We start from the raw sequence: 20,913 nt of genomic DNA, 5'->3' as shown, positions 1-20,913 counted from the left end.
TCTCTAGCCCCCAATTATTCCATGGCAATGCTTGTATTTTTTATCTGAGCCACAGGGGCAAGCTGCATTTCGCTGAATACGCCCCCACGTATCTGGGTTTTGGGAGTCAATATCCGCTACATTCCGTGTCTTCCTTGGGAGCCGTTGGACCGCAGCCTCTTCTGGGCTGCTCCCGCCCCCTGCCCAGTCCTCAGGCGTCATCTCCTCCAGCGCATCAAAATTAATTGACGGCTCTAAGATGCTGTCCAAACTGGTATTATCAGACAATTTCAAATCGAAATGCGACAAAACAACGACGAAATCACTTTTTAGTTTTGCCATCATGTATTGAAACAAGTTAAATGCTTCGCGTTTATATTCGTTCAACGGATTGCTTTGCGCATAAGCCCTAAGGTTGATGCCTTGACGCAAATGATCCAAGCTCAACAAGTGATCCTTCCAGGACTGATCCAATATCCTTAGCAGTAATGTTTTCTCAGCCGATCGCATCATCTCAGGACCATAAGCCTCGACTTTGGCATCCATTTTTTCTTTTAGTTTTTGATGGATCCTTTTTTCAATCTCAGCGGGGTTAACAGTCTCTTCATCAATCCATGACTGCAAAGGTAAATCCAAACCAAACAAACGGGTGATCTCTGCATGGAAACCTTTCAAATCCCATTGATCTGGCAAAACTTCAGCCGGCGCATGGAATTGAACCGTCTCAGCAATAACTTCGTCTGTAATAGCCTTGGTCATTTCCTCGATAGAATCCAATTTCATAAGATCGCGGCGCTGTTCATAAATAATTTTACGCTGATCATTCATGACATCGTCATATTTCAACAAATGTTTACGAATATCAAAGTTACGCGCTTCCACCTTATGTTGGGCCCGTTCCAAAGCTTTCGTAATCCAGGTATGAGAGATGGCTTCGTTTTCTTTGACACCCAACTTGCGCAGCATTGGGTCAAGCCGTTCAGACCCAAAAATACGCATCAAATCATCTTCTAAGGAAATGAAGAATTTAGAACCACCTGGATCACCTTGACGCCCAGAACGACCACGCAATTGATTATCGATACGCCGGCTCTCATGGCGTTCCGTTCCAATCACATATAATCCGCCAGCTTTTTTGACGCGCTCTTCATCCATATCAATCTCTGCCTTGATAGCAGCAATTCTCTGGTCACGTTCTGGGCCCCATGGCATATCCTTTAGTTCACGCTCTACGCGCATTTCCAAATTACCACCCAGTTTAATATCGGTACCGCGACCTGCCATGTTTGTGGCAATGGTCACAGCCCCTGAACAACCGGCATCAGCGATGATCAAAGCCTCTTGATCATGATACCGGGCGTTCAAAACCTGATGAGGAATTTTGTGCTCTTTTAAAAGGCCTGACAAAAATTCAGATCGTTCAATACTGGTGGTACCAACCAAAACCGGCTGCTTGCGACCTTGGCAATCTTTGATTTGCTCAATGACGGCAGCATATTTCTCCCTGGCCGTCAAATAAACCTCGTCATCATGGTCAAGGCGGGCAACCCGAACATTCGGTGGAATTTCGATGGCTTGCAGGTTATAAATTTCTTCAAACTCGTCAGCTTCGGTCACCGCCGTACCCGCCATCCCAGACAATTTGGGATACAGTCGGAAAAAGTTTTGGTACGTAATCGATGCCAACGTTTGGTTTTCCATCTCGACCGTAACTTTTTCTTTGGCCTCTAACGCCTGGTGCAAGCCTTCTGAGAATCGCCGACCTTCCATCATACGACCGGTAAATTCATCAATGATGATAACTTGATCATTTTTAACGATGTAATCAACATCCCGGCTATAAAGCTTGTGGGCTCTTAGAGCCGAGTTCACATGGTGAACAACGCTCATATTCTGAACATCGTAAAGTCCATTACCTTTTATAAGATTTTTTTGGAATAACAACTGTTCCAGTTTCTCAACGCCAGCTTCTGTTAAGGTTACAGATCTTTGCTTTTCATCTTTTTCGTAATCGGTTTCAATTAAAGTTGGAATTAATTCATCAATTTTTTGGTAAAGATCGGATGAATCCTCGGCAGGGCCTGAAATGATCAGCGGGGTACGGGCTTCATCGATCAAAATACTGTCAACTTCGTCAACGATTGCATAATTGAAGGGACGCATCACCATTTCACCCAATCGGAACTTCATGTTATCCCGCAAATAGTCAAATCCAAATTCATGGTTCGTACCATAGGTGACATCAGCCCCATAGGCCCGGCGGCGCTGGTCATCACTTAATCCATGAACAACACAGCCAACTGTTAAACCCAAAAATTCATAAATTTTGCCCATCCAGGCGGCATCACGTTGGGCCAGATAGTCATTTACGGTTACCAAGTGAACGCCCTTACCACTAAGGGCATTCAGGTATACAGGCAAGGTGGCCATTAAAGTCTTACCTTCACCCGTCTTCATTTCAGCAATCGTGCCATTATGTAAAACCATACCACCCACCAACTGCACATCGAAAGGGCGCATTCCTAAAACACGCTTGGCCGCTTCGCGAACCGTTGCAAAGGCCTCTGGCATAAGGGAGTCAAGCGTCTCACCATTAGCAACACGTTCTTTAAAGACGCGTGTTCGATCTTGTAATTCCTGATCGGTGAGGTTAATTACTGAGGATTCTAACAATCCAATTTGCTTGGCGATTTTATCATATTTTTTAACGATACGATCGTTAGCTGAGCCAAAAACTTTTTTCAAAACAGACGCAAGCATTCAAGAATCCTAGAACCAAAAATTAATGTTGAGGGGGAAAATGGATATAATCCACCACTATGTTAATAAGATTATAGGAAAAAGAATGACAATTCCATATTTTTGATTGTTGTAATTTTTCTAGATGCTGCGCATATAATAGGGGTAGTGTAAAGTGAGCTTGATAAAATTCTTATTTTATCGTACTCAAACAGTATTAATTAACATCAAGGACCCGTTATGAAATCTAAAATGACTTTAGGCGTAGTGGTATTAGTAGCTGCGCTGGTCGGATGGTTTTTCTTTTTTAAGCAACCAAAACCGACCACTGAAACGCCAACTCCAGCCCCTGTCCCTGAAAAGCAAGAAGCTCCTAAAAAGGAACAGGTGCCTCCCGCGCCCGTAACGACTGAGGCTCCAAAGCCTGAAGTCGTATCAACACCAGAGGCTGCGCCTGCACCAAAAGAGGATGAATCAACGGATCCCGATGCGAAAAAAATTGTTGCTGAATTTTCTAGCGGTGAAAAAATTACGTTGAAAGATGTGAAAAAAGTTTTTTCAAGTCTTCCAACCCAATTACAAGAAACCGGTTTAGAGAAAATCTATGAGCCCTTGTTGAATCGTTTGGTTGACACAAGAATATTGTTAGATGCTGCTCGTAAAGCTGGCATTGATAAAAATCTTGAAGTTTTAAAGCGCATTGCTGAGGCTCAAGAAGCCCTGATTCAAAAATCTTATTTGGATAAAGAAATTGAGAAATTAGTCACCGATGCTGTCCTTCAAGAAAAGTATCAAGAATTGCTGAAGATGATTCCAAAAGACCAAATGGAAATCAAGCTCAGTCATATTCTAATCAAAACAAAGGAAGAAGCAGCCGACATTCTAAAGCAGTTGAAAGCCGGCACCAAGTTCGAGACGCTTTTGGAAAAATCACTGGATACTGAATCAAAAGAAAAAGGTGGTGATCTTGGGTATGTCCGCAAAGAAGAGCTGCCAAAAGATTTTGCTGAATTGGCCTTTAAAGCAGAAAAAGGTTCGGTTGTTACAGAAGCTATGAAAATTGGTGAGGTTGGTTACAGTGTTATCCGTGTGGATGATAAACGTCCAGTAACGCCGCCTGAATTCAAGAAAGTTCGTGATGAAATCTTTAAGGCTGTCAGCCCTGAATATGCCGTTAAAGTCATTGAAAAGCTAAGAGCAGACAGTGGCGTAAAAAAGACTGGCCTTGATGGAAAACCATTGGTTGAAAAAACTCCTGAACAAAGAAAGGCAGAAGCCGAAGCTGAAGCTAAGGGAGAAAAGACATCAGATCAACCAAGCGTTGACCTGAAGACCCTTGAGGACAACATGGTCGTAGCTGAATTTAAAGATGGCGAAAAAGTTAAAATCGCGGATCTTAAGGAAAGCATGATCTCGTTGCCACCTCAACTGAAGGAAGTTCCTTTTGATAAAGTGTTCGAACCTTTATTGAATCGCGTTATTGATATGAAGTTGATTTCAGCAGAGGCTCGCAAGGCGGGTATGGATAAAGATCCAGCTGTGTTGAAAAAAATTGCGGATGCGAAAGAGGCTTTGACACAGAAGTTCTATCTGGAACAAGAAGTGGCCAAGTTAATCACACCAGACATGATCAACGCTAAGTATCAACAACTTTTGAAAATGATGCCAAAGAATGAAATGGAAATCCGCCTCCGTCATATTTTGGTTAAATCAAAAGAAGATGCCCTTAAAGTTATGAAAGCTTTGAAGTCAGGAGCCAGTTTCGAAGAAATGGTCAAGACTTACTCTGTCGACGACCAAAGCAAAGCCAATAACGGTGATCTAGGATACGTTCGTCGCAACGACTTACCAAAAGAATTCGCAGATAAGGTTTTCAAGGCTGCTAAAGCGACCTTGTTGCCTGAAGCCATTCAGGTCGGCGATGTGGGATACAGCATCGTTCGCGTTGAAGACAAACGGGCAATCGAACCGCCGAAACTTGAGGAAGCCAGAGCCGAACTCACAAAAGTCATCTCAGCTGAGCTAAGCGTTAAGGTATTAGCAGATCTTCGAAAGCAAGTGACAGTCAAAAAGTTTGATCTAAACGGTCAGCCTTTGGTTGAGAAAGCTGCTGCAGCTGCACCGACCGCTCCTGCTGCTGCTCCTAGCGCACAACCTGCTCCGGCAACAACAGAGCCAAAAGCCCCAACAGCAGCGCCTGCTGCTTAAGTTCTAAGCTTTTGAATAAGGGCGGTACCGGAAGTTTCCTGTGCCGCCTTTTTTTTATACCATTATGAGAGTGTTTTCTATGCCCCGTGATATTTATCAACAGTCCTTAGCCTATCACCGTCGCCGCCCCTATGGAAAATTGGCAATTGTTCCAATAAAACCCTTGGCGGACCGCCATGATTTAGCCTTGGCTTATTCACCAGGCGTAGCAGAGCCCTGTCGAGCAATCTTTAAGGACCCCAGCCAAGCGGCTGAACTGACGGCCCGTTCCAATTTAATTGCGGTGATTACGAATGGCACAGCCGTTTTGGGTTTGGGTAACATTGGTCCTTTGGCTTCAAAACCAGTCATGGAAGGCAAGGCGATTCTTTTTAAAAAGTTTGCTGACATAGATGCATTCGACATAGAAATTAATGAAGCAGACCCAGACAAATTAGTTGATATCATCGCAGCGTTGGAGCCAACTTTTGGTGGCATTAACCTAGAGGATATCAAGGCCCCCGAATGTTTTTATATTGAAAAGAAATTAAAAGAACGCCTGAAAATTCCCGTCTTTCATGATGATCAACATGGTACCGCGATTACGGTTGGGGCAGCCATTTTGAATGGCTTAGAACTTTTGGATAAGAAAATTGATCAAGTGCGTCTTGTAACATCTGGTGCCGGGGCCGCTGCCCTCGCTTGCCTAGACTTGTTACTTGACCTGGGTCTAAAGCGTGAGAACGTCACGATAACCGACAGTAAAGGCGTTGTATTTGAAGGACGAGAAGGCATAGAAGATGATTCGAAAGGACTCTACGCCCAAGACACCCATCATCGTCATTTATCAGACGCCATTGAAGGTGCCGATATCTTTTTAGGATTATCGGTTGCCAACGTCCTGACGCCCGAAATGGTGGCGACCATGGCCCCAAGGCCGTTGATTTTAGCATTAGCCAATCCTGACCCTGAGATTCTTCCACCCCTAGTCGCCCAGGTCAGAAACGATGCCATTGTGGCAACGGGGCGATCTGATTATCCCAACCAAGTCAATAACGCTGTCTGCTTTCCCTATATCTTTCGGGGGGCCTTGGACGTGGGTGCAACCACTATTAACCAAGAAATGAAAATTGCCTGCGTTAAAGCGATTGCTAAATTAGCCCAGGCCGAAAGTTCTGATATTGTCTCAAACGCCTATAATGGAGAGATCCACAGTTTTGGTCCAGACTTTATCGTTCCCAAACCATTTGACCCGCGTTTATTTGTGGAACTGGCCTTCGTCGTCGCACAAGCCGCTATGGACACAGGCGTTGCCACCCGACCCATAAAAGACATGGTGGCTTATCGGGAACATCTGCAGGCCTTCATTTATGGGTCAAGTCAAGTCATGCAACCTGTCTTTGCCACAGCAAAACAACAAGGCCATCGCACAACACGTATCGTCTTTGCCGAGGGGGAAGAAGAACGGGTTCTACAAGCTGTACAAACCCTTTGCGACGAGAAAATAGGTCTTCCCATCTTGGTTGGCCGTCCCGATATTATTCAACGACGCATTAACGCATTAAGCCTGCGGTTGAAAGCCGGCGAGGACTATCAGGTTGTCGATCCCAATAATGACCCCCGTTATCACCATTATTGGACGACTTATCATCGCTTAACCGAACGGCGAGGTGTTTCCGCCGATGTAGCCAAAACGTTGGTGCGCACGAACACAACAATCATCGCAGCCCTTATGGTCCACTTGGGTGATGCCGACACCCTGATTTGTGGCATTATCGGGCGTTATATTGATCACTTCCGGCAGCTGCAGCAAATATTGGATGTGCAACCCCAATTTAGCCATTGTGCCGCCCTGTGTGCGTTGGTGATGGACCATCAGCCTTTGTTTATTTGTGACCCTTATATCAATATAGATCCAACAGCGGAACAATTGGTGGAAATGACATTATTGTCGGCCCAGCAAATTCGTCGGTTTGGTATAACGCCGAAAGTGGCCTTGATTTCTCATTCTAATTTTGGGTCATCCCGCAGTACTTCTGCACGCAAAATGCAAACGGTTTTGCAAATGTTACGACAAGTAGCACCCGAGTTAGAAGTGGAAGGGGAAATGCATGCCGATGCGGCCCTGTGTCCTGATATTCGCCAGAAAATTTTCCCCAATTCTCAGTTGCAAGGACCAGCCAATCTGCTCGTCATGCCCAACATAGAGGCTGCCAATATTTCCTTTAAAATGGCGCGCGCCTTAGGCAATGAATTAATCATCGGCCCCATTTTAATGGGTATTCGTGGCAGCGCTCAAATTTTAACCCCCACCATTAATGTGCGAGGAATCGTTGATATGACAGCCTTGGCCTTAGTTGATGCCTTAGAGTGTTCAAAGACTTAGATTTAAGGAAAAGATACTACATACCGTTAATAAAAAATAAACTATTAAACCCTATTATTTTAGAATGAAATATAATAGGATTTTTTAGAATGCATCAATTCAAAAATGTTGTAACAAGTTTGGCTTTGTTATCGGTTTGTTTGCCTGCCTTTGCCAGCGTCCAACCAGACGACTTACAAACAGTACAAGAGAATACAGGGAAATTTGAGCTTGTAGGGAATGAATCAGCTGCAAATACAACTTCTGCAGACACATCACCAATAAGCCTGCCTTGCGGTTATCGGTTTAAACGATTCATCTGGACAAAAGTGCACCAAAGCTTATTTTTGGGATCTAATACTGCGACTACAGCTCGGTTACCTGAACCGGCAGTTGGATCAGATCTTGTTTCATGGCAAGCACATAACCCTCTTTTACCTTTCAGCGGTATTTACACAGCAAGGACCTTACCAACGGCTGAAGATAGTTCATCACAGAAACTAAAAGTAGCTTTTTACAGTTTCTTACGAAAATATTTTCCTGCAGCAAGTTCAGGTTTACCTTCGATTCCTGACGGCAATGATCGATTAACTAGTTTATTTCCTAGCGAATATACCGCTCTGTTACCCTTGCTGCCGATGCCTGCAGATTTAAAAAGGGGACAAATAAGCAATGACGTTATAGGTGCCCTAGCCTTGGAGGGGCCTTTAGGCGCTTATATTAAGCATACGCCCAGTGCAACGGATAATAATCTTTATAAAATAAATTTATCTGATTACTACCAGTTTCCTGTGAAAGAGGGGCTATCACGTTTGGGTGGTATAGCAACTTTACGATATGTGCCTGAACAAAACTCGATGGAGACTGTATCCATAGAATATGAAGGACAAATTTACACAAAGGCATCCGGCGAAGAATGGAAACATAAGCAGAAAATTATGCTGATGGGAATGTCGACTGATACGACCGTCGTTCGTCACTTGCTGCATACCCATTATATCGTGGCTGGGACTTTTTGTGCTGTGAATAACCGATACCTATTACCTAACCACCCTTTGCGTTTACTAATGTACCCTCATCAATATTCAACTTTATCGGTCAATAGTATGAACACGCCCTTATTGATGGCCAACGCTGGCAGTTACGTCCCGGTATTCTTCAGTTATGATCGGCCAACTGCTGTAAATTTGATTAATCAAAAAATAGGATCCTTCAATATTGAAAATATGGATATTGAAAGAAATACGACAAACCGTGGAATGACAATCACAGGTGATGCACAAGAGGGCACTGTAAATTATAAATACGGCAACAACACCATAAGTTTGTGGAACATTATCAAAAAGCATGTTGGTGATTATATTGACGTCTATTACACAAACGATACAGCCGTGTCTGAAGACCCGCAAATTCGCCAGTGGTTCAATGCGTTACAACAATACATACCTAATGGTATAACGCACTACGCAGCAAGCCCAACAAAAACTAACCTGCAACGTTTAATCACTACGTTTATTTATACGGCTTCCGTTGAGCATGAAATAGTGGGTAATATCGAAGTTAATTATGGTATATGGCATAACCTGATCCCTTCTCAGGTACCCAGAGATATAAACAAACGCCCCAGCATTGATATATTCCATCAATATATGGATATTTCGTTTGCCACATCAGCACCTTCGATAAAACTTACCGATGACTTCAGTTATCTAGCGTTAGATGATGCAGGCAAACAGAGTTTTAAAGATTTCCGAACAGCTTTGTTAGCATATCAACAAGCGTTAGAAGCTAGAGGCGACAATACTTACACAGTGTTTCCTTTGAAATTAGAGGCAGGTACAAGTGCTTAAATAATAAATTAAAGATTTGTGTAACGTTTGTGAATGATTTTGCCGGTTTTTCTGTTAGCACCATACCCCTTTTGTCACCCCCGCGAAGGCGGGGGTCCAGTTGTATTGCTGTCTGGATTCCCGCCTTCGCGGGAATGACATGGATGAGCTTGGGATTAACATTTAAAGCATCAAAATGACGAGAATATATACCGAAATCATTTGAAAGGGTGTTATATTCTGCGCGGGGTATGATGTGCATGGCAAATAGCAGCTGCCAGGGCATCAGCCGCGTCAAGTTTTAAACCTGATTGCAAGGTTGGCAATAGCCGTTGCACCATCATCAGTACTTGACTTTTATCGGCATGACCAACGCCCACCACAGACTTTTTAATTTTGTTGGCTGAGTATTCAAAAACAGGAATGTTTAAAGACGCAGGGGCCAATAAAACAACCCCCCGCGCCATTCCCAATTTCAACGTAGACACCGCATTATTATTCACAAAAGTTTCTTCGACAACGGCTTCATCAGGTTGGTGGTCTTCCAAAACAACCATTAACCCTTGGAATAGCGTATTCAACCGTTCGGCCAGGCTAAGTTTGGCATCTGTATCAACCGTTCCTTGGGCGACAGGGCTTAAGCTGTTCCCCTGAACCTTAATAACCCCCCAGCCTGTGTGGCGAAGCCCGGGATCCAGGCCTAGGATTTTAACCACCAGCAGCTTTTTCTGTGGCTTTCAAGGGCATTTTAATCTGCAAATGGACTTCCTTTAACCGCTCAGGATCCACGGCAGAAGGGGCCCCCATCAGCAAATCTTGGGCCTGTTGATTCAAAGGAAAGGCGATGATCTCGCGCAGGTTCGGCTCGTCGGCCAGCAACATCACGATGCGATCAATACCAGGCGCACATCCACCATGGGGCGGGGCGCCGTATTTAAATGCATTCAACAACCCACCAAACTTAGCTTCAACATCCGCCTTGTCATACCCAACGATATCAAAGGCCTTATACATGACTTCGGGCAGGTGGTTTCGAATGGCGCCGCTTGATAATTCAATACCATTACAAACGATATCGTATTGGTAAGCTTTAATGGTCAAGGGGTCTTGATTCTCCAAGGCATGCAGGCCACCTTGAGGCATCGAGAATGGGTTATGGGAGAAATCGATCTTACCCGTTTCCTCGTTCAATTCATACATGGGGAAATCAACAACCCAGCAGAATTTAAACGTATTTTGTTCAATAAGGTCCAAATCTTGGCCGATCCGGGTGCGGGCCTGGCCGGCCACCTTTGCGGCCTTGTCAGCCTTGTCACACACAAAAAAGACGGCGTCCCCATCACCCAATCCCGCCGCTTGCTTCAAAGCCTGCAGCTGTTCTGCATTTAAGAATTTGGCAATCGGACCCTTGGCGTCCTGACCCTCAAACACAATATACCCAAGGCCTGGCAATCCTAACCCTTGCGCCCAGTTGTTTAGTTTCTCAAAAAAGCTGCGGGGTTGCTTAGAAGCATTGGGGGCAGGAATGGCGCGAACCACGCCACCTTTTTCAACGGCCTTGGCAAAGACGCCAAAATCTGAATCTCTAAAAATCTCGCTGACGTCACTGATCAGAATGGGGTTTCGAAGGTCAGGCTTGTCACAGCCATACTTTAACATCGCATCATGAAACGTAATGCGCGGATAAGGATACGAACTGATGGCGCGGCCATTCGCGAATTCGTTAAACACACCGGTCAACACGGGCTCGATGGCCGCAAAAACATCCTCTTGCGTGGCAAACGACATCTCAAAGTCAAGCTGGTAAAACTCACCAGGCGACCGGTCAGCCCGCGCATCTTCATCCCGAAAGCACGGGGCAATTTGGAAATAACGATCAAACCCGGCCACCATCAGCAGCTGCTTAAATTGCTGGGGTGCTTGCGGCAGGGCATAAAAATGTCCGGGGTGAATTCGGCTTGGCACCAAAAAGTCCCGCGCCCCCTCTGGTGATGAAGACGTCAAAATAGGCGTTTGAAATTCCATGAACCCCTGGTCGATCATACGACGCCGGATCGATGAAATAATTTGTGATCGCAAAATAATATTTTGGTGCAATTTCTCACGACGCAAATCCAAGAAACGATAACTAAGGCGCGTTTCTTCCGGAAACTCAGCATGGCTGTTCACCTGCAAGGGCAGACTTTCCACAAACGATTGAACAAAAACCGTATCCAATTGAATTTCGATGTCACCTGTTGGCATTTTATCATTAACAGCCTCTGGCCCCCGGGCCCGCACCACACCGGTGACTGTGATCACGCTTTCATTGCGCAAGGTCTCGGCGATTTTAAAACCATCGCGCCCTTGTTCAATGACGCACTGCGTCAAGCCATAATGATCACGAAGATCGATGAAGACCAAATCACCATGGTCACGTTTGCGATGAACCCACCCGGACAATTTGACGGTTTCACCGATGTGCATTTGACGAAGTTCACCACAGGTATGGGTGCGATAGGGCGCTGATTTTAAAGACATATTCTAATTTACAAAAAGGCATTATATGACTTTAAACAGATAGGAAAAATGGCGATTTGTCAACTCCTGACGACGACCAAAACATCCAACAGAACCCGTAACCGTTCATAGTCGGTTTGCGCCTGATGAGAATTGAAAAAATCTGTCACCTTTTGCGACGCGGTCCTATTTGGCGCAATCCCCATGCGCCCCCCAATTCCGGGAAAAACCCCCTTAGCATTTGCATGATCAGAAAAATGATTGCTCTTCTTGGAACAACCATAGGTGCCCCCCCATCCATTTCGCCTGGGCCCCAAAACAAAATCAAATTTATACCTTAACAGCCGATTAATGCTGCCATCTCGTTGGTCGGGCGGGGGGACTCCGTCTACCCCAGACTTAAGGCCGAAAACAGCGTCAAGAAACATTTCAGCTTTTTCACAGGCCGTTAGCCGAAGGACTTCTGTTTCAGATTTTCCTTGCGTAAGGAACAACAAGACGCCTTCGTCGCCCCTGATGACGGTATCCCCTTGCAAATTAAGAAGGTGGCTGTCGGTGCCAGAAAACTTAAGTTGGGTTGAATTTGTTAAAACCTCGCCATTCAGCCTGGCGTTCACCAATTCGACAAGCATCACCTCTGACGGAGCCGAAGACCCACGAAAACAAGAATAAATGGCATTCAGAAACGTATAGAAACACCGACAACACGAAGTTTCCTGGTGGGCGGAATCTATTAATGCGGAATCTATTAATGACGTGCTCTCGCTGCCGTTTGCAATCGGGGCGGCCAAACTAAAAAAGCCTAAAAAGAAAAGGGCAACACGCAAGATAAAATTCCTTTAAACTTGATACGATTCTTTAAAAATACAACAATTCCCTTAAGGTTTATTTAATAATTTTAAAAATACTTTTCTTCAATCCTTATATTACAGGCGCACGGTCTGCGCCTGTAAGGTGATGCCTTCTTTTAAACAACGCGCGTCGTTAACTCATTCAGCAAGGTCTGCAGGCGGGCAAGGTCAGCTGATCCGGGGCAAGTTCCGTCATAGATGCCATTTCTTGCAAAATAGGCAATTGGGTTGTCTCCCACAAAAGCATTAATACCTGTGGACGTGTCAGCCTTCGGGAATTTCCCCACACCGCCGAATTTGTTGGTACCACTTATCCCAGTGCGGCATCTGCCCAAAACATAATCAAAGATGGTGGTTAACACAATGCCAGAGTCTGATAGGTTAGAAGCAGCATGACCGCAACACTGTTGGTCAGAGCACCCTTGTTTTGAACACGTTTGATTTGTGCGGAACTTAACTTTAGGGTTCGTAATAGTCGTCGTCGTTGTAACTGATGAGGTAGCAGTATTAACCGTAACGGTAATTGTAGAACCAGTAGCAACACCAGAACTAGTGGTAATTCCTTGGGTAACAGTCGTTCCAGCAGTAAAAGAGCTTCCGGTATTTGTTGCAGAAACAATCGTTGTCTCACCATAAAAATCCGACGCACTGATGCCAAAAACGGCCCGAAGGAAGGTAATTAATTTTTGCACCGGCGTCAAACGCATAACGTTAGCAGCACGCGATGATATGGGAGCGGAGATGCTGCTGGCTGAAGAAGCCGAAGGATAAGGGTCGAAAAGATTGGCGATGGGATCGCCCGCTAATATTTGATATTCTTTCTTTTTTAAGTCAGTCTCAGTAAAATTGGTGAACAGGGCGCTTGTACTTGATAAACAAGCGCCAGTAGCGCCTGGGAATAAATAAACCGCCCCCATAACATTATCGCCAAAAACATGGTCCATCATGTTATCAACGGCCATTGTTAAAGAGTGAGACTTGTCATCATCTGATGGAAAAGCCACATTCACAACGTTGGATTTGCGACATAAAGTGATAAAGTTATCGTTAAAATCATCCACCTTTTTTATCAGACACCCCACGGCATGCGTAAACGGCCCAAGGTCAGGGATAGGCCCGCAAGACCCGCCTGAGGGAAGGGCAGCTAGTCGTGCTTGTATAGCTGCTAGTGTACTTTGAATGCCTGGTATGCTGGTATTGTTAAGAGTGCCCACCGTATTTGTTAAAGCCGCCAACTCATCTTTAACAGACTGAAAAGCCGCTGAAAGACCGGTAGAGTCACTGGACTGAACAAGGGCTCCCAGTTCGTCCAATTTCTGATGAACGCTTTTTAAACCATCGACAGGCTTACCAACGACAAGGGCCAAAGCAGTTGGTGATGTGTCACCCAGAAAGTATTTCTTGGCTGTACTATCGGCTAACTGTTGGGTTCTTTGTGTCTCGACCTGATCGCCCCGGTCCAGTGCGACATTGGCACTGGCAAAAGCCCCAGCCCCAAACGTTTGAAGAATAAACGTCCCCAAAAGTAGTAATTTTTTACAGTTAACCTTCATAAAGCAGACTCCATGCAAAACACGAGATAGAAAACCCGCGTTCAAATTTTTGAATAATAATAGTTTATTGATTTTGTTATAATCAATATTAAACCAAATATGGTTAATATTTAGTTAAATTGGCCCTTCGCCTTGTGTTTTTTTCACGAACTTATGAAAACAGGCTAGAGTATTCGTGAGAACGACAGGGGGAGGGAATAGAAAAACCATTTGAATTGACAGCAATCAAAAAAAACTGCCCCCACAGAATTCTGTGAGGACAGCGTTTGAATGAAAGACGATTCTTTTTTAAAAGAGGTCTTAGTTGGCTGCAGTAGCTGCAGTTGTTGCAGCACCTGAAGCAATTGTGTCGGCCGCAGATGTTGTTGAAGCAGCAGCAGATGCTGTTGACGATGCACCAGGTCCAGAGGCATTAAGAGCATTTGGAGCTACTATTGGGTTTATGGGAACAACCTGAGCACCTGAACTGTAAGTTACTGGTTGCACCACAGAATTAAGCAATAGTTTTAAACGTTGAATATCATAGGACGCGTCTCTTGCCGAGGTCATTGTAATACCAGCTTGGTTTGACCCAAGATTACGGCTAAACCACCAGTCAAAATAAGCAGATGGGGTAGTACCACTGTTGCCAAAGTTGAGAATATTACCACCACCGGCACCTACGTTAAAAATACCATTACCCCCAGATCCAAAGGCCTTATTGCCACCGTTGGTCAAACTAGCTGACCATGCGTTAGTACAATTAACAGGGATTCCTGCTAATCTACTTGCTAAAGTCGCACCAGTACCTGTACGATTTTCACCCAAAACACGATCAAAAATGGCTGTTACCACTTTTCCTGAATCTTCCATATCTAAAGGCGACAAGTTCAATTTTTTATTGAAAGTGTCGGAATCAATACCGAAAATACAGCGCAATAACATGCCAACTTTTTGAGCTGGAGATTTCATAGATGCCGTAGCAGCGTTACTGGAATCTGGGTTCAATGACACAGGGGTAGTTACTACATCGTCATCTTCGTCAGGTCCGAACATTCCTGCTTGATTTAAAAAAATGCTATAGTTGCTGCCAGTTTTAAGAGCATATTCGCTGGGATTAGTATTAGATGGGCCATTACCTGTTCCATTAGAGTATATAGTTATAGGTGCTGGTAATGCGCCAGTGGGATTTGTAGCATTAACATGGGGCGCAACCTGAAGAGCGGCATATGCAAGCGCTTGATAACTAAATACGCTGTCTATCATACTGTCAATAGCCCGTGTCAATTGGGCATCACGAACACTTTGAGCTAAAAACCCAGCCATAGGTACAACCTTAGTTTTAGTTGTATCGTACTGATCAGGTATGAAACCCAAGCTTGTCATAATTGCACGATTGTTAGCTTCTGCAGAAAAGTTTTGACCCCACTGTGGCGATAATTGCTGTTTTTGAGTTGCGTCGGTCACATGAGCCATATCACCCATGGCATTGGTTGCATTCGCGGCTGAATTCAAAGCTTGAAAGCTGATAGCTGATAGCTGATAGAAGCATAGCCATTTTAATATTATTTTTCATTTTTGTAATTCTCCAATTAATAATTAATATAAAAGTAACAATGTTTCGGCGGTTTATATTTTCGCCTTACAAGTACCAATCTATCGAAAAAAATATTAATATTTGGTTAATTAGAAAAATGCTTTTTACATAGAAAATGCCTTTTTTAAAATCAATAAATCGTTTTAAACAATATAAAAATTTTATTAATTGTGTGTGATTTTATCTGTATTCAATGCGACGAATTGGAACCTAAGCCGGCGACCGCACTGTTAATTGAATCGCGCAAGTGTTGCAAACTGGCCAGGGCCTGACTCACGCCCCCCACAAGTGCCACGATATGTTCGCTTGTCTCTCGCTGAAAAGCAGCCTGCTCCTGCATGAATTTTGTATGTTGTTTATGAAATTCATTAGATGAGCGGGCTTGTTCCTCATGAATCTGTAAAAGCTTCGTTATTTTGGCCAAAAAATCCCGATTAACGGAAGTTTGCAGATTCATATAGTCTTGCATACGACGCGACTGCTGCTGCACATAATGGGTTAGTTCGGCTTGCTCAGCGGCCAGCTTAGAAAAAGCGTGTCTCTGACAACCAGGACACCAACACGGTGGTGTATAAATAGATTGATAAGGGGTATTTTGATTGGTCAAAACAGGCGGGGGTAGCTGTGGATTCAAAACCGTGGCAGGAATAAAGGTCCGATTGGGATGTCCGGTCGATCGGGGATCATAGGCCCCCATCTCGTCTGAGGAGGCTAAAATAGGTTGAGACACAGCCAACAGCAATCCAATGATTAAAAACACACTTTTCACAAACACCACACACTTAAATTAAAATTTTAGTAAGCAATAAGACCATCTTCTTAGAAAAGATTCAAACGTTTTTCTTCCATTACCGCTTCAGAGACCAATCCCGGCTCAGCATATATCGCGCGCCTCAGAATGCTGCTCACCGACTTAACGGTACGTGTTCAGTAAAATAAAAGGATTTAATTGCCTTTAGAGGAAGTGGTATTTTCAATTGAAGCTTGCTGATTGATTGTGTTCACAAGCCCCTGAACCAGTTGGATTAATTGTCTGTTGTAAGTATCTAGTTGCGTACGGTCGCTAAGATGCTCACCATTTAATTTTCTAAGGTTGTCTTTTTCAACCTGGGAAGCCTGAATGATAAGGGCTTGTTCCTGATTGGATTTCGTGAGCTCAGCAATTCTAGTCTGGGAAGCCTGAATGATAAGAAATTGACCTTGGATTAATGCTTCAGCAACCCCCATAGGCTGAGTGATAGGGGCCTCGGTTGCCTGTTGGGAAGAAGCCTGCTGGTAAACCCGCCCAGAAGTGTCATTAAGTTGAAAGGAGGGATCCAAAGAATATGGAGATGGAGGGGGTGGCAGCAGAGAGAAAGTATCACCTAAAGGATATGTAGCGGCGGGGGCATGATTAGGAAGTGGAGAAAGAGGTGACGAATAAGACGGAACGGAAAATTGGGAACCCAGAGAAGGTGATGAAAGATAAGAGGAATCGGATGGCGAGGAACCAGAGAGCGCGGAATGAAGAGAATAGGGGCAAGATGGGGGACACAGAGATTGTACAGAATCGAAAGAATCAGCAAGGAAATCAGGCTGAGAGGGATATGAAGAGGCTAGAGGAATGCTTGCCCCAAAGGAAGTTTTAGAACAGTCTGTATCATCTGAAGCTGCTTTAGAGGCAGCCAAACATGCTGCTAACGATACAAGAGAATCCGATGAAGCAATAACAGATTGAAACCCGACTATCCACAAACCTAACCCTACACATACTCTTTTCATGAACGCACTTAAGCCCAAATTAAACTTTATTATATGATATCATCATCCTTCAAAAAATATTCAAACCTTTTTCTTACAAGGAAGAAGGGAAGCGGATGGTTGTACAACATTCACCAGATGCCAGAGTTGATTCTTGGATATATGTGGATTATATTCCGTATATATCTGATATTTAGGGATTATGATAATTTGAAATCCCCCGTCATGGCGAACCCTCGCAGAGGGTGTGGACATCCATGTGTTTGACTTTATTCCAGCATTCGAAGGTATGAGATGAGGACGCGAGATCCCGCAATTTTCGAAAAGCAGATTTCGAAAGACGCAGGGTATGACGGGGTTATCTTGGCTGGCCCCACTGGCTGTGGCAAATCGGCCTTGGCCCTGGAACTGGCCGCACACCTGGCGCCTTCGCAACCGGCTGAGATTATCAATGCCGACAGCATGCAAATATATCAGGATTTGTCGATTATAAGCGCGCGCCCCAGTGTTCATGACTGTGCGCCAATCCCCCACCACCTGTATGGCATGGTGGATGGGCATCACACTGGTTCGGCCGGTTGGTGGCTGGGTCAGGCAGAAAGCCAAATCGAATCTTGCCGCCAGCGCGGGGTTTTGCCGATTATTGTGGGCGGAACGGGGTTGTATCTGAATGCCCTGACAAAGGGGATGTCGGCCATTCCCCCCATCGATCCCGCAACGCGGCAACATGCTCGGGATTTATCGAACCAATTGGGTGCTGATTTTTATGATTATGTGGCGAGGCGCGATCCGTTCGTAAAAGACCGGCTCAAACCGAACGATCATCAACGCCTGGGGCGCGCGTTAGAGGTTTATCTGCAAACGGGCCAGTCGATTGGTTGGTGGCACACCCAAACGCCCCCTGCCCGCCATTCCTTTTTGTATTGCATTTTATCGCCCGACCGCGCGGCCCTTTATGAAAAAATCAATGCGCGATTCGATGTTATGATGCAAACGGGAGCGCTGGAGGAGGTGAAACGGTTGCAAACCCTGGACCTACCTGATGATAGTCTTATTTTAAAGGCGATTGGCGTACAGGAATTAAGGGGCTTTTTGAAGGGCGATCATGACCTGCCCACTGCGATAGAATTGGCCAAAAGGAACAGTCGGCGTTATGCCAAGCGGCAAATGACGTGGTTTCGCCACCAGGTGGATAGAAAACTGGTGCTGGAGCCTTCTAATCCTTCTATATTGACGTTTATGATTTTGAAAGAATTGGGGGCTTATGGATTGGGATAAATTACGAATTTTTCACAGCGTCGCCGAAATTCGAAACCTGACCCACGCGGGTTCCGCATTGAATCTAAGCCAGTCGGCTGTCAGCCGCCAAATCAGCAACTTGGAAAAAGATTTAAACTTGCCTCTGTTTACAAGGCACGCCCGCGGCTTGGCCTTAACGTCCGAGGGAGAAATTTTATTCAAAACAACGCGTTCCATTTTTTCGCAAATTTCAGCAACAGCATCCCAATTGGCTGAAAGCTATGACCAGTTGGGGGGGACCCTGAAGATTTCAGCCACCGTGGCTTTGGGATCGGTGTGGTTGGCGCCGCGGTTGCCCGATTTTTGCAAAGACTACCCCCATTTAAAATTACAAATGATTTTAACCGACGAAGACGTCGATTTTGCCATGCGCGAAGCCGATGTCGCCATTCAATTTGGCCAGCAGGATGTCGACCCCAATTTAGTTTATGAAAAGTTGTTTGATTATCGTTTGAAAATTTACGCCAGCAAAACCTATCTGCAGGTGAATGGAACCCCAACAGGTCCAGAAGATCTTGACACCCATCGCCTGATCGTCTTTGGTTCCCAAATGACAGCACCGATTGACAATGTGAACTGGATCTTAAAATTGGGTGCAGAACCCGGAACGGTTCGGGAACCTTCGCTTGTTATCAACAATGCTTATGGAATTTTGCAAAGCGTTAAAAATGGCCTTGGCATCGCCAGCTTGGCTGATTTTATTGCCAAAGATCACGATGATCTGACGCCCATTTTCCCCGACTTGAAGGTCCCCGTCGTCCAGGTGTTCTTTGTATATCCAAAGCAATTGGCAAATTCCAAAAGAATCGAGGCTTTCTTTAAATTTTTGAAGCAACAGATCTGAATTTACCAATATCGATGGCAATGAAACTGTTGTATCCCGTGATCCCTTATTCCCCGAACAATTTTCGAACCTCGTTTTGAATCTCTGTGGGAAACCCCCATGGCGATTGCACTGACATCTCCTCAGCCTAGTTTTTAAAATTACGGTTTCTGCTATTTCCCAAACTTTTGTAGATTGATTTGATTTTGTAGGTTTTGAGAGATCTACTTCCTGTTTTTTTTATTTTTAGACACTATCCTCCCCTTTAAAAGACTTACCGTTTATATCAGTCAATCCGCTCAAACGCGCTTTAAATTGTGGTCAGCGGTTAGAATTTTCAATAAGTATTTGTTGTCCCAGCCTGCTACCTTCCGTCGACAGCTCACCCCTCGTTTATTCGTTTTTTCTTGCTTGAGTAGATTCAAAGCAATACGTCTCATGACAGCCAAATTCTTGGCCGCGTGGCCAACATGCACCTGGTTATGGTCTTCCCTAAAACCTACATCCAAAGACCAGTGCAGGTTAATTTCTATGTTCCAGTGTTTTCTGACAGCAACCATAAACTGATCAATATTTTCATAGGCTAAACTTGTTAGAAAGTAGCGGGTACTACGCTCAACCTGATTATTAGTTGTGCGTGTTGTTTCAAGCATGCCAACACCCTTTAACCCAGGCCAACGAAGTTGAAATACTGCCGGATCGCGTGCTGATACTAATGTATAGCGACGTGTTTCTATGCGACCATGATCATGGATCTTCTCTACTTTCCGTCGATTAAGCATCTTCTTGTACTGACGTGATTCTCCTATATGGAAAATTGCCTTGACCATTTCATGAAGCTTCGGTTGATTATCTTTTAGAGCTAATACGTAGTCTGCACCTTGAATTAAGATCTCTTCAGCAATTGACTGCTGACAACCCATGGCGTCAATGGTGACTGTACTACCAGTAACATCAATCATCTTGAGTAATTTTGGAATGGCTGTAATTTCATTGGATTTTTCATCCGTTTTAACTTGCCCTAAAAGAAGACTTTGATTGCTTGCCCAGGCACTTACAATGTGTAGGGCTTTTTTCTCTTTTCTTCTGTTGCCAGAACCCCGTAGCGTTTTTCCATCAATAGCAATAATCTCAGAATTAACATCGATAGAGAGTGACTTGATCCATGCATAAAAGCAGGATTCAAATTGCTCTGGGTCAAGTATGGAAAACACACGGCCAAAAGTATCATGAGATGGCACACCATTAGGCAGCTCGAGAAATGTTGATAACCAATCGTATTTGGCTTTGCCAAATTCACTAATATCAACCCAGTTATCAGCGCCACAAATTGTGGCCAATATTGTTATTACCAAGATATCGTGCAATTTGTGAAGCTTGTTGTGGTTATCAATACGAGGATCGGCAAGAGGTTCAAAATGTTTGAGGAAAGTATCTGATAACTGCATCCCTGTTTCCTTTTTCTTTATTGAG

At 44.5% G+C, this 20,913-nt stretch carries 14 protein-coding genes; 5 read left to right on the top strand and 9 right to left on the bottom strand.

The features are described from left to right. Window positions 1-3: 3 nt before the first annotated feature. Entirely contained in the window at window positions 4-2,739 is a 2,736-nt protein-coding gene (gene secA / locus EQU50_RS04425) for a preprotein translocase subunit SecA (RefSeq protein WP_130153938.1), read from the bottom strand. A 219-nt stretch (window positions 2,740-2,958) separates the two neighbouring features. Between secA and EQU50_RS04420 the strand changes: the two genes are divergently transcribed. The 3 genes from EQU50_RS04420 (at window position 2,959) to EQU50_RS04410 (ending at window position 9,120) form a co-directional block, all read left to right on the top strand. Then, the gene (locus tag EQU50_RS04420; protein WP_130153937.1) at window positions 2,959-4,926 is read left to right on the top strand and encodes a peptidylprolyl isomerase; all 1,968 of its coding nucleotides are present in this window, start codon (window positions 2,959-2,961) and stop codon (window positions 4,924-4,926) included. A gap of 79 nt (window positions 4,927-5,005) precedes the next feature. Next, complete coding sequence (locus EQU50_RS04415; RefSeq protein ID WP_130153936.1) at window positions 5,006-7,291, top strand: NADP-dependent malic enzyme; 2,286 nt, start codon at window positions 5,006-5,008, stop codon at window positions 7,289-7,291. Window positions 7,292-7,380: 89 nt separating this feature from the next. Then, entirely contained in the window at window positions 7,381-9,120 is a 1,740-nt protein-coding gene (locus EQU50_RS04410) for a lipoxygenase family protein (protein ID WP_130153935.1), read from the top strand. 212 nt (window positions 9,121-9,332) lie between these two features. Here the strand turns inward: EQU50_RS04410 and ruvC are convergent, their stop codons facing one another. From ruvC to EQU50_RS04375, 7 genes are all read right to left on the bottom strand, one after another. Beyond that, a complete protein-coding gene (ruvC, locus tag EQU50_RS04405) occupies window positions 9,333-9,821 on the bottom strand; it encodes a crossover junction endodeoxyribonuclease RuvC (RefSeq protein WP_130153934.1) in 489 nt (162 codons plus the stop codon). Then, window positions 9,808-11,619, bottom strand: a complete 1,812-nt coding sequence (gene aspS, locus EQU50_RS04400) for an aspartate--tRNA ligase (protein ID WP_130153933.1) — start codon at window positions 11,617-11,619, stop codon at window positions 9,808-9,810. Before aspS ends, ruvC begins: the two co-directional genes overlap by 14 nt. Window positions 11,620-11,678: 59 nt before the next feature. Continuing rightward, the gene (locus tag EQU50_RS04395; protein WP_130153932.1) at window positions 11,679-12,425 is read right to left on the bottom strand and encodes a hypothetical protein; all 747 of its coding nucleotides are present in this window, start codon (window positions 12,423-12,425) and stop codon (window positions 11,679-11,681) included. A gap of 140 nt (window positions 12,426-12,565) precedes the next feature. Beyond that, window positions 12,566-14,002: a hypothetical protein gene (locus tag EQU50_RS04390; protein ID WP_130153931.1), complete on the bottom strand. Its 1,437-nt coding sequence runs from the start codon at window positions 14,000-14,002 to the stop codon at window positions 12,566-12,568. A gap of 300 nt (window positions 14,003-14,302) precedes the next feature. Then, window positions 14,303-15,466 carry a hypothetical protein gene (locus tag EQU50_RS04385; RefSeq protein WP_130153930.1) on the bottom strand — a complete coding sequence of 388 codons (1,164 nt, stop codon included), beginning with the start codon at window positions 15,464-15,466 and terminating at the stop codon, window positions 14,303-14,305. 302 nt (window positions 15,467-15,768) lie between these two features. Further along, on the bottom strand, window positions 15,769-16,338 hold the full coding sequence (locus tag EQU50_RS04380) for a hypothetical protein (RefSeq protein ID WP_130153929.1): 570 nt from the start codon (window positions 16,336-16,338) through the stop codon (window positions 15,769-15,771). 185 nt (window positions 16,339-16,523) lie between these two features. Continuing rightward, window positions 16,524-17,339 (bottom strand): hypothetical protein, encoded by an 816-nt coding sequence (locus EQU50_RS04375; protein WP_130153928.1) that lies wholly within the window; start codon window positions 17,337-17,339, stop codon window positions 16,524-16,526. Window positions 17,340-17,612: 273 nt separating this feature from the next. Here EQU50_RS04375 and miaA point away from each other — a divergent pair, with 273 nt between their 5' ends. After that, window positions 17,613-18,596 (top strand): tRNA (adenosine(37)-N6)-dimethylallyltransferase MiaA, encoded by a 984-nt coding sequence (gene miaA / locus EQU50_RS04370; RefSeq protein WP_130153927.1) that lies wholly within the window; start codon window positions 17,613-17,615, stop codon window positions 18,594-18,596. Beyond that, window positions 18,583-19,461: a LysR family transcriptional regulator gene (locus EQU50_RS04365; protein WP_130153926.1), complete on the top strand. Its 879-nt coding sequence runs from the start codon at window positions 18,583-18,585 to the stop codon at window positions 19,459-19,461. The genes miaA and EQU50_RS04365 overlap by 14 nt, the downstream gene beginning before the upstream one ends. A 278-nt stretch (window positions 19,462-19,739) precedes the next feature. On the opposite strand, the gene EQU50_RS04360 is transcribed toward EQU50_RS04365, so the two are convergent. Next, window positions 19,740-20,888 (bottom strand): ISAs1 family transposase, encoded by a 1,149-nt coding sequence (locus EQU50_RS04360; protein WP_130153184.1) that lies wholly within the window; start codon window positions 20,886-20,888, stop codon window positions 19,740-19,742. Between the last annotated feature and the right edge of the window lie 25 nt (window positions 20,889-20,913).

The sequence above is a fragment of the Candidatus Finniella inopinata genome, assembly GCF_004210305.1.
Classification (GTDB): Bacteria; Pseudomonadota; Alphaproteobacteria; order Paracaedibacterales; family CAIULA01; genus Finniella; species Finniella inopinata_A.
Note: the sequence above shows the minus strand (reverse complement) of the source record. Positions and strands in the feature narration are given on the sequence as shown.

What these genes read in the sequence shown, in the direction of transcription:
- EQU50_RS04375 (WP_130153928.1), bottom strand. Translation starts at nt 17,339, where the DNA reads ATGAAAAGAGTATGTGTAGGGTTAGGTTTGTGGATAGTCGGGTTTCAA.
- EQU50_RS04415 (WP_130153936.1), top strand. Translation starts at nt 5,006, where the DNA reads ATGCCCCGTGATATTTATCAACAGTCCTTAGCCTATCACCGTCGCCGC.
- secA (WP_130153938.1), bottom strand. Translation starts at nt 2,739, where the DNA reads ATGCTTGCGTCTGTTTTGAAAAAAGTTTTTGGCTCAGCTAACGATCGT.
- aspS (WP_130153933.1), bottom strand. Translation starts at nt 11,619, where the DNA reads ATGTCTTTAAAATCAGCGCCCTATCGCACCCATACCTGTGGTGAACTT.
- EQU50_RS04410 (WP_130153935.1), top strand. Translation starts at nt 7,381, where the DNA reads ATGCATCAATTCAAAAATGTTGTAACAAGTTTGGCTTTGTTATCGGTT.
- EQU50_RS04420 (WP_130153937.1), top strand. Translation starts at nt 2,959, where the DNA reads ATGAAATCTAAAATGACTTTAGGCGTAGTGGTATTAGTAGCTGCGCTG.
- miaA (WP_130153927.1), top strand. Translation starts at nt 17,613, where the DNA reads ATGAGGACGCGAGATCCCGCAATTTTCGAAAAGCAGATTTCGAAAGAC.
- EQU50_RS04390 (WP_130153931.1), bottom strand. Translation starts at nt 14,002, where the DNA reads ATGAAGGTTAACTGTAAAAAATTACTACTTTTGGGGACGTTTATTCTT.
- EQU50_RS04360 (WP_130153184.1), bottom strand. Translation starts at nt 20,888, where the DNA reads ATGCAGTTATCAGATACTTTCCTCAAACATTTTGAACCTCTTGCCGAT.
- EQU50_RS04385 (WP_130153930.1), bottom strand. Translation starts at nt 15,466, where the DNA reads ATGGGTGATATGGCTCATGTGACCGACGCAACTCAAAAACAGCAATTA.
- EQU50_RS04365 (WP_130153926.1), top strand. Translation starts at nt 18,583, where the DNA reads ATGGATTGGGATAAATTACGAATTTTTCACAGCGTCGCCGAAATTCGA.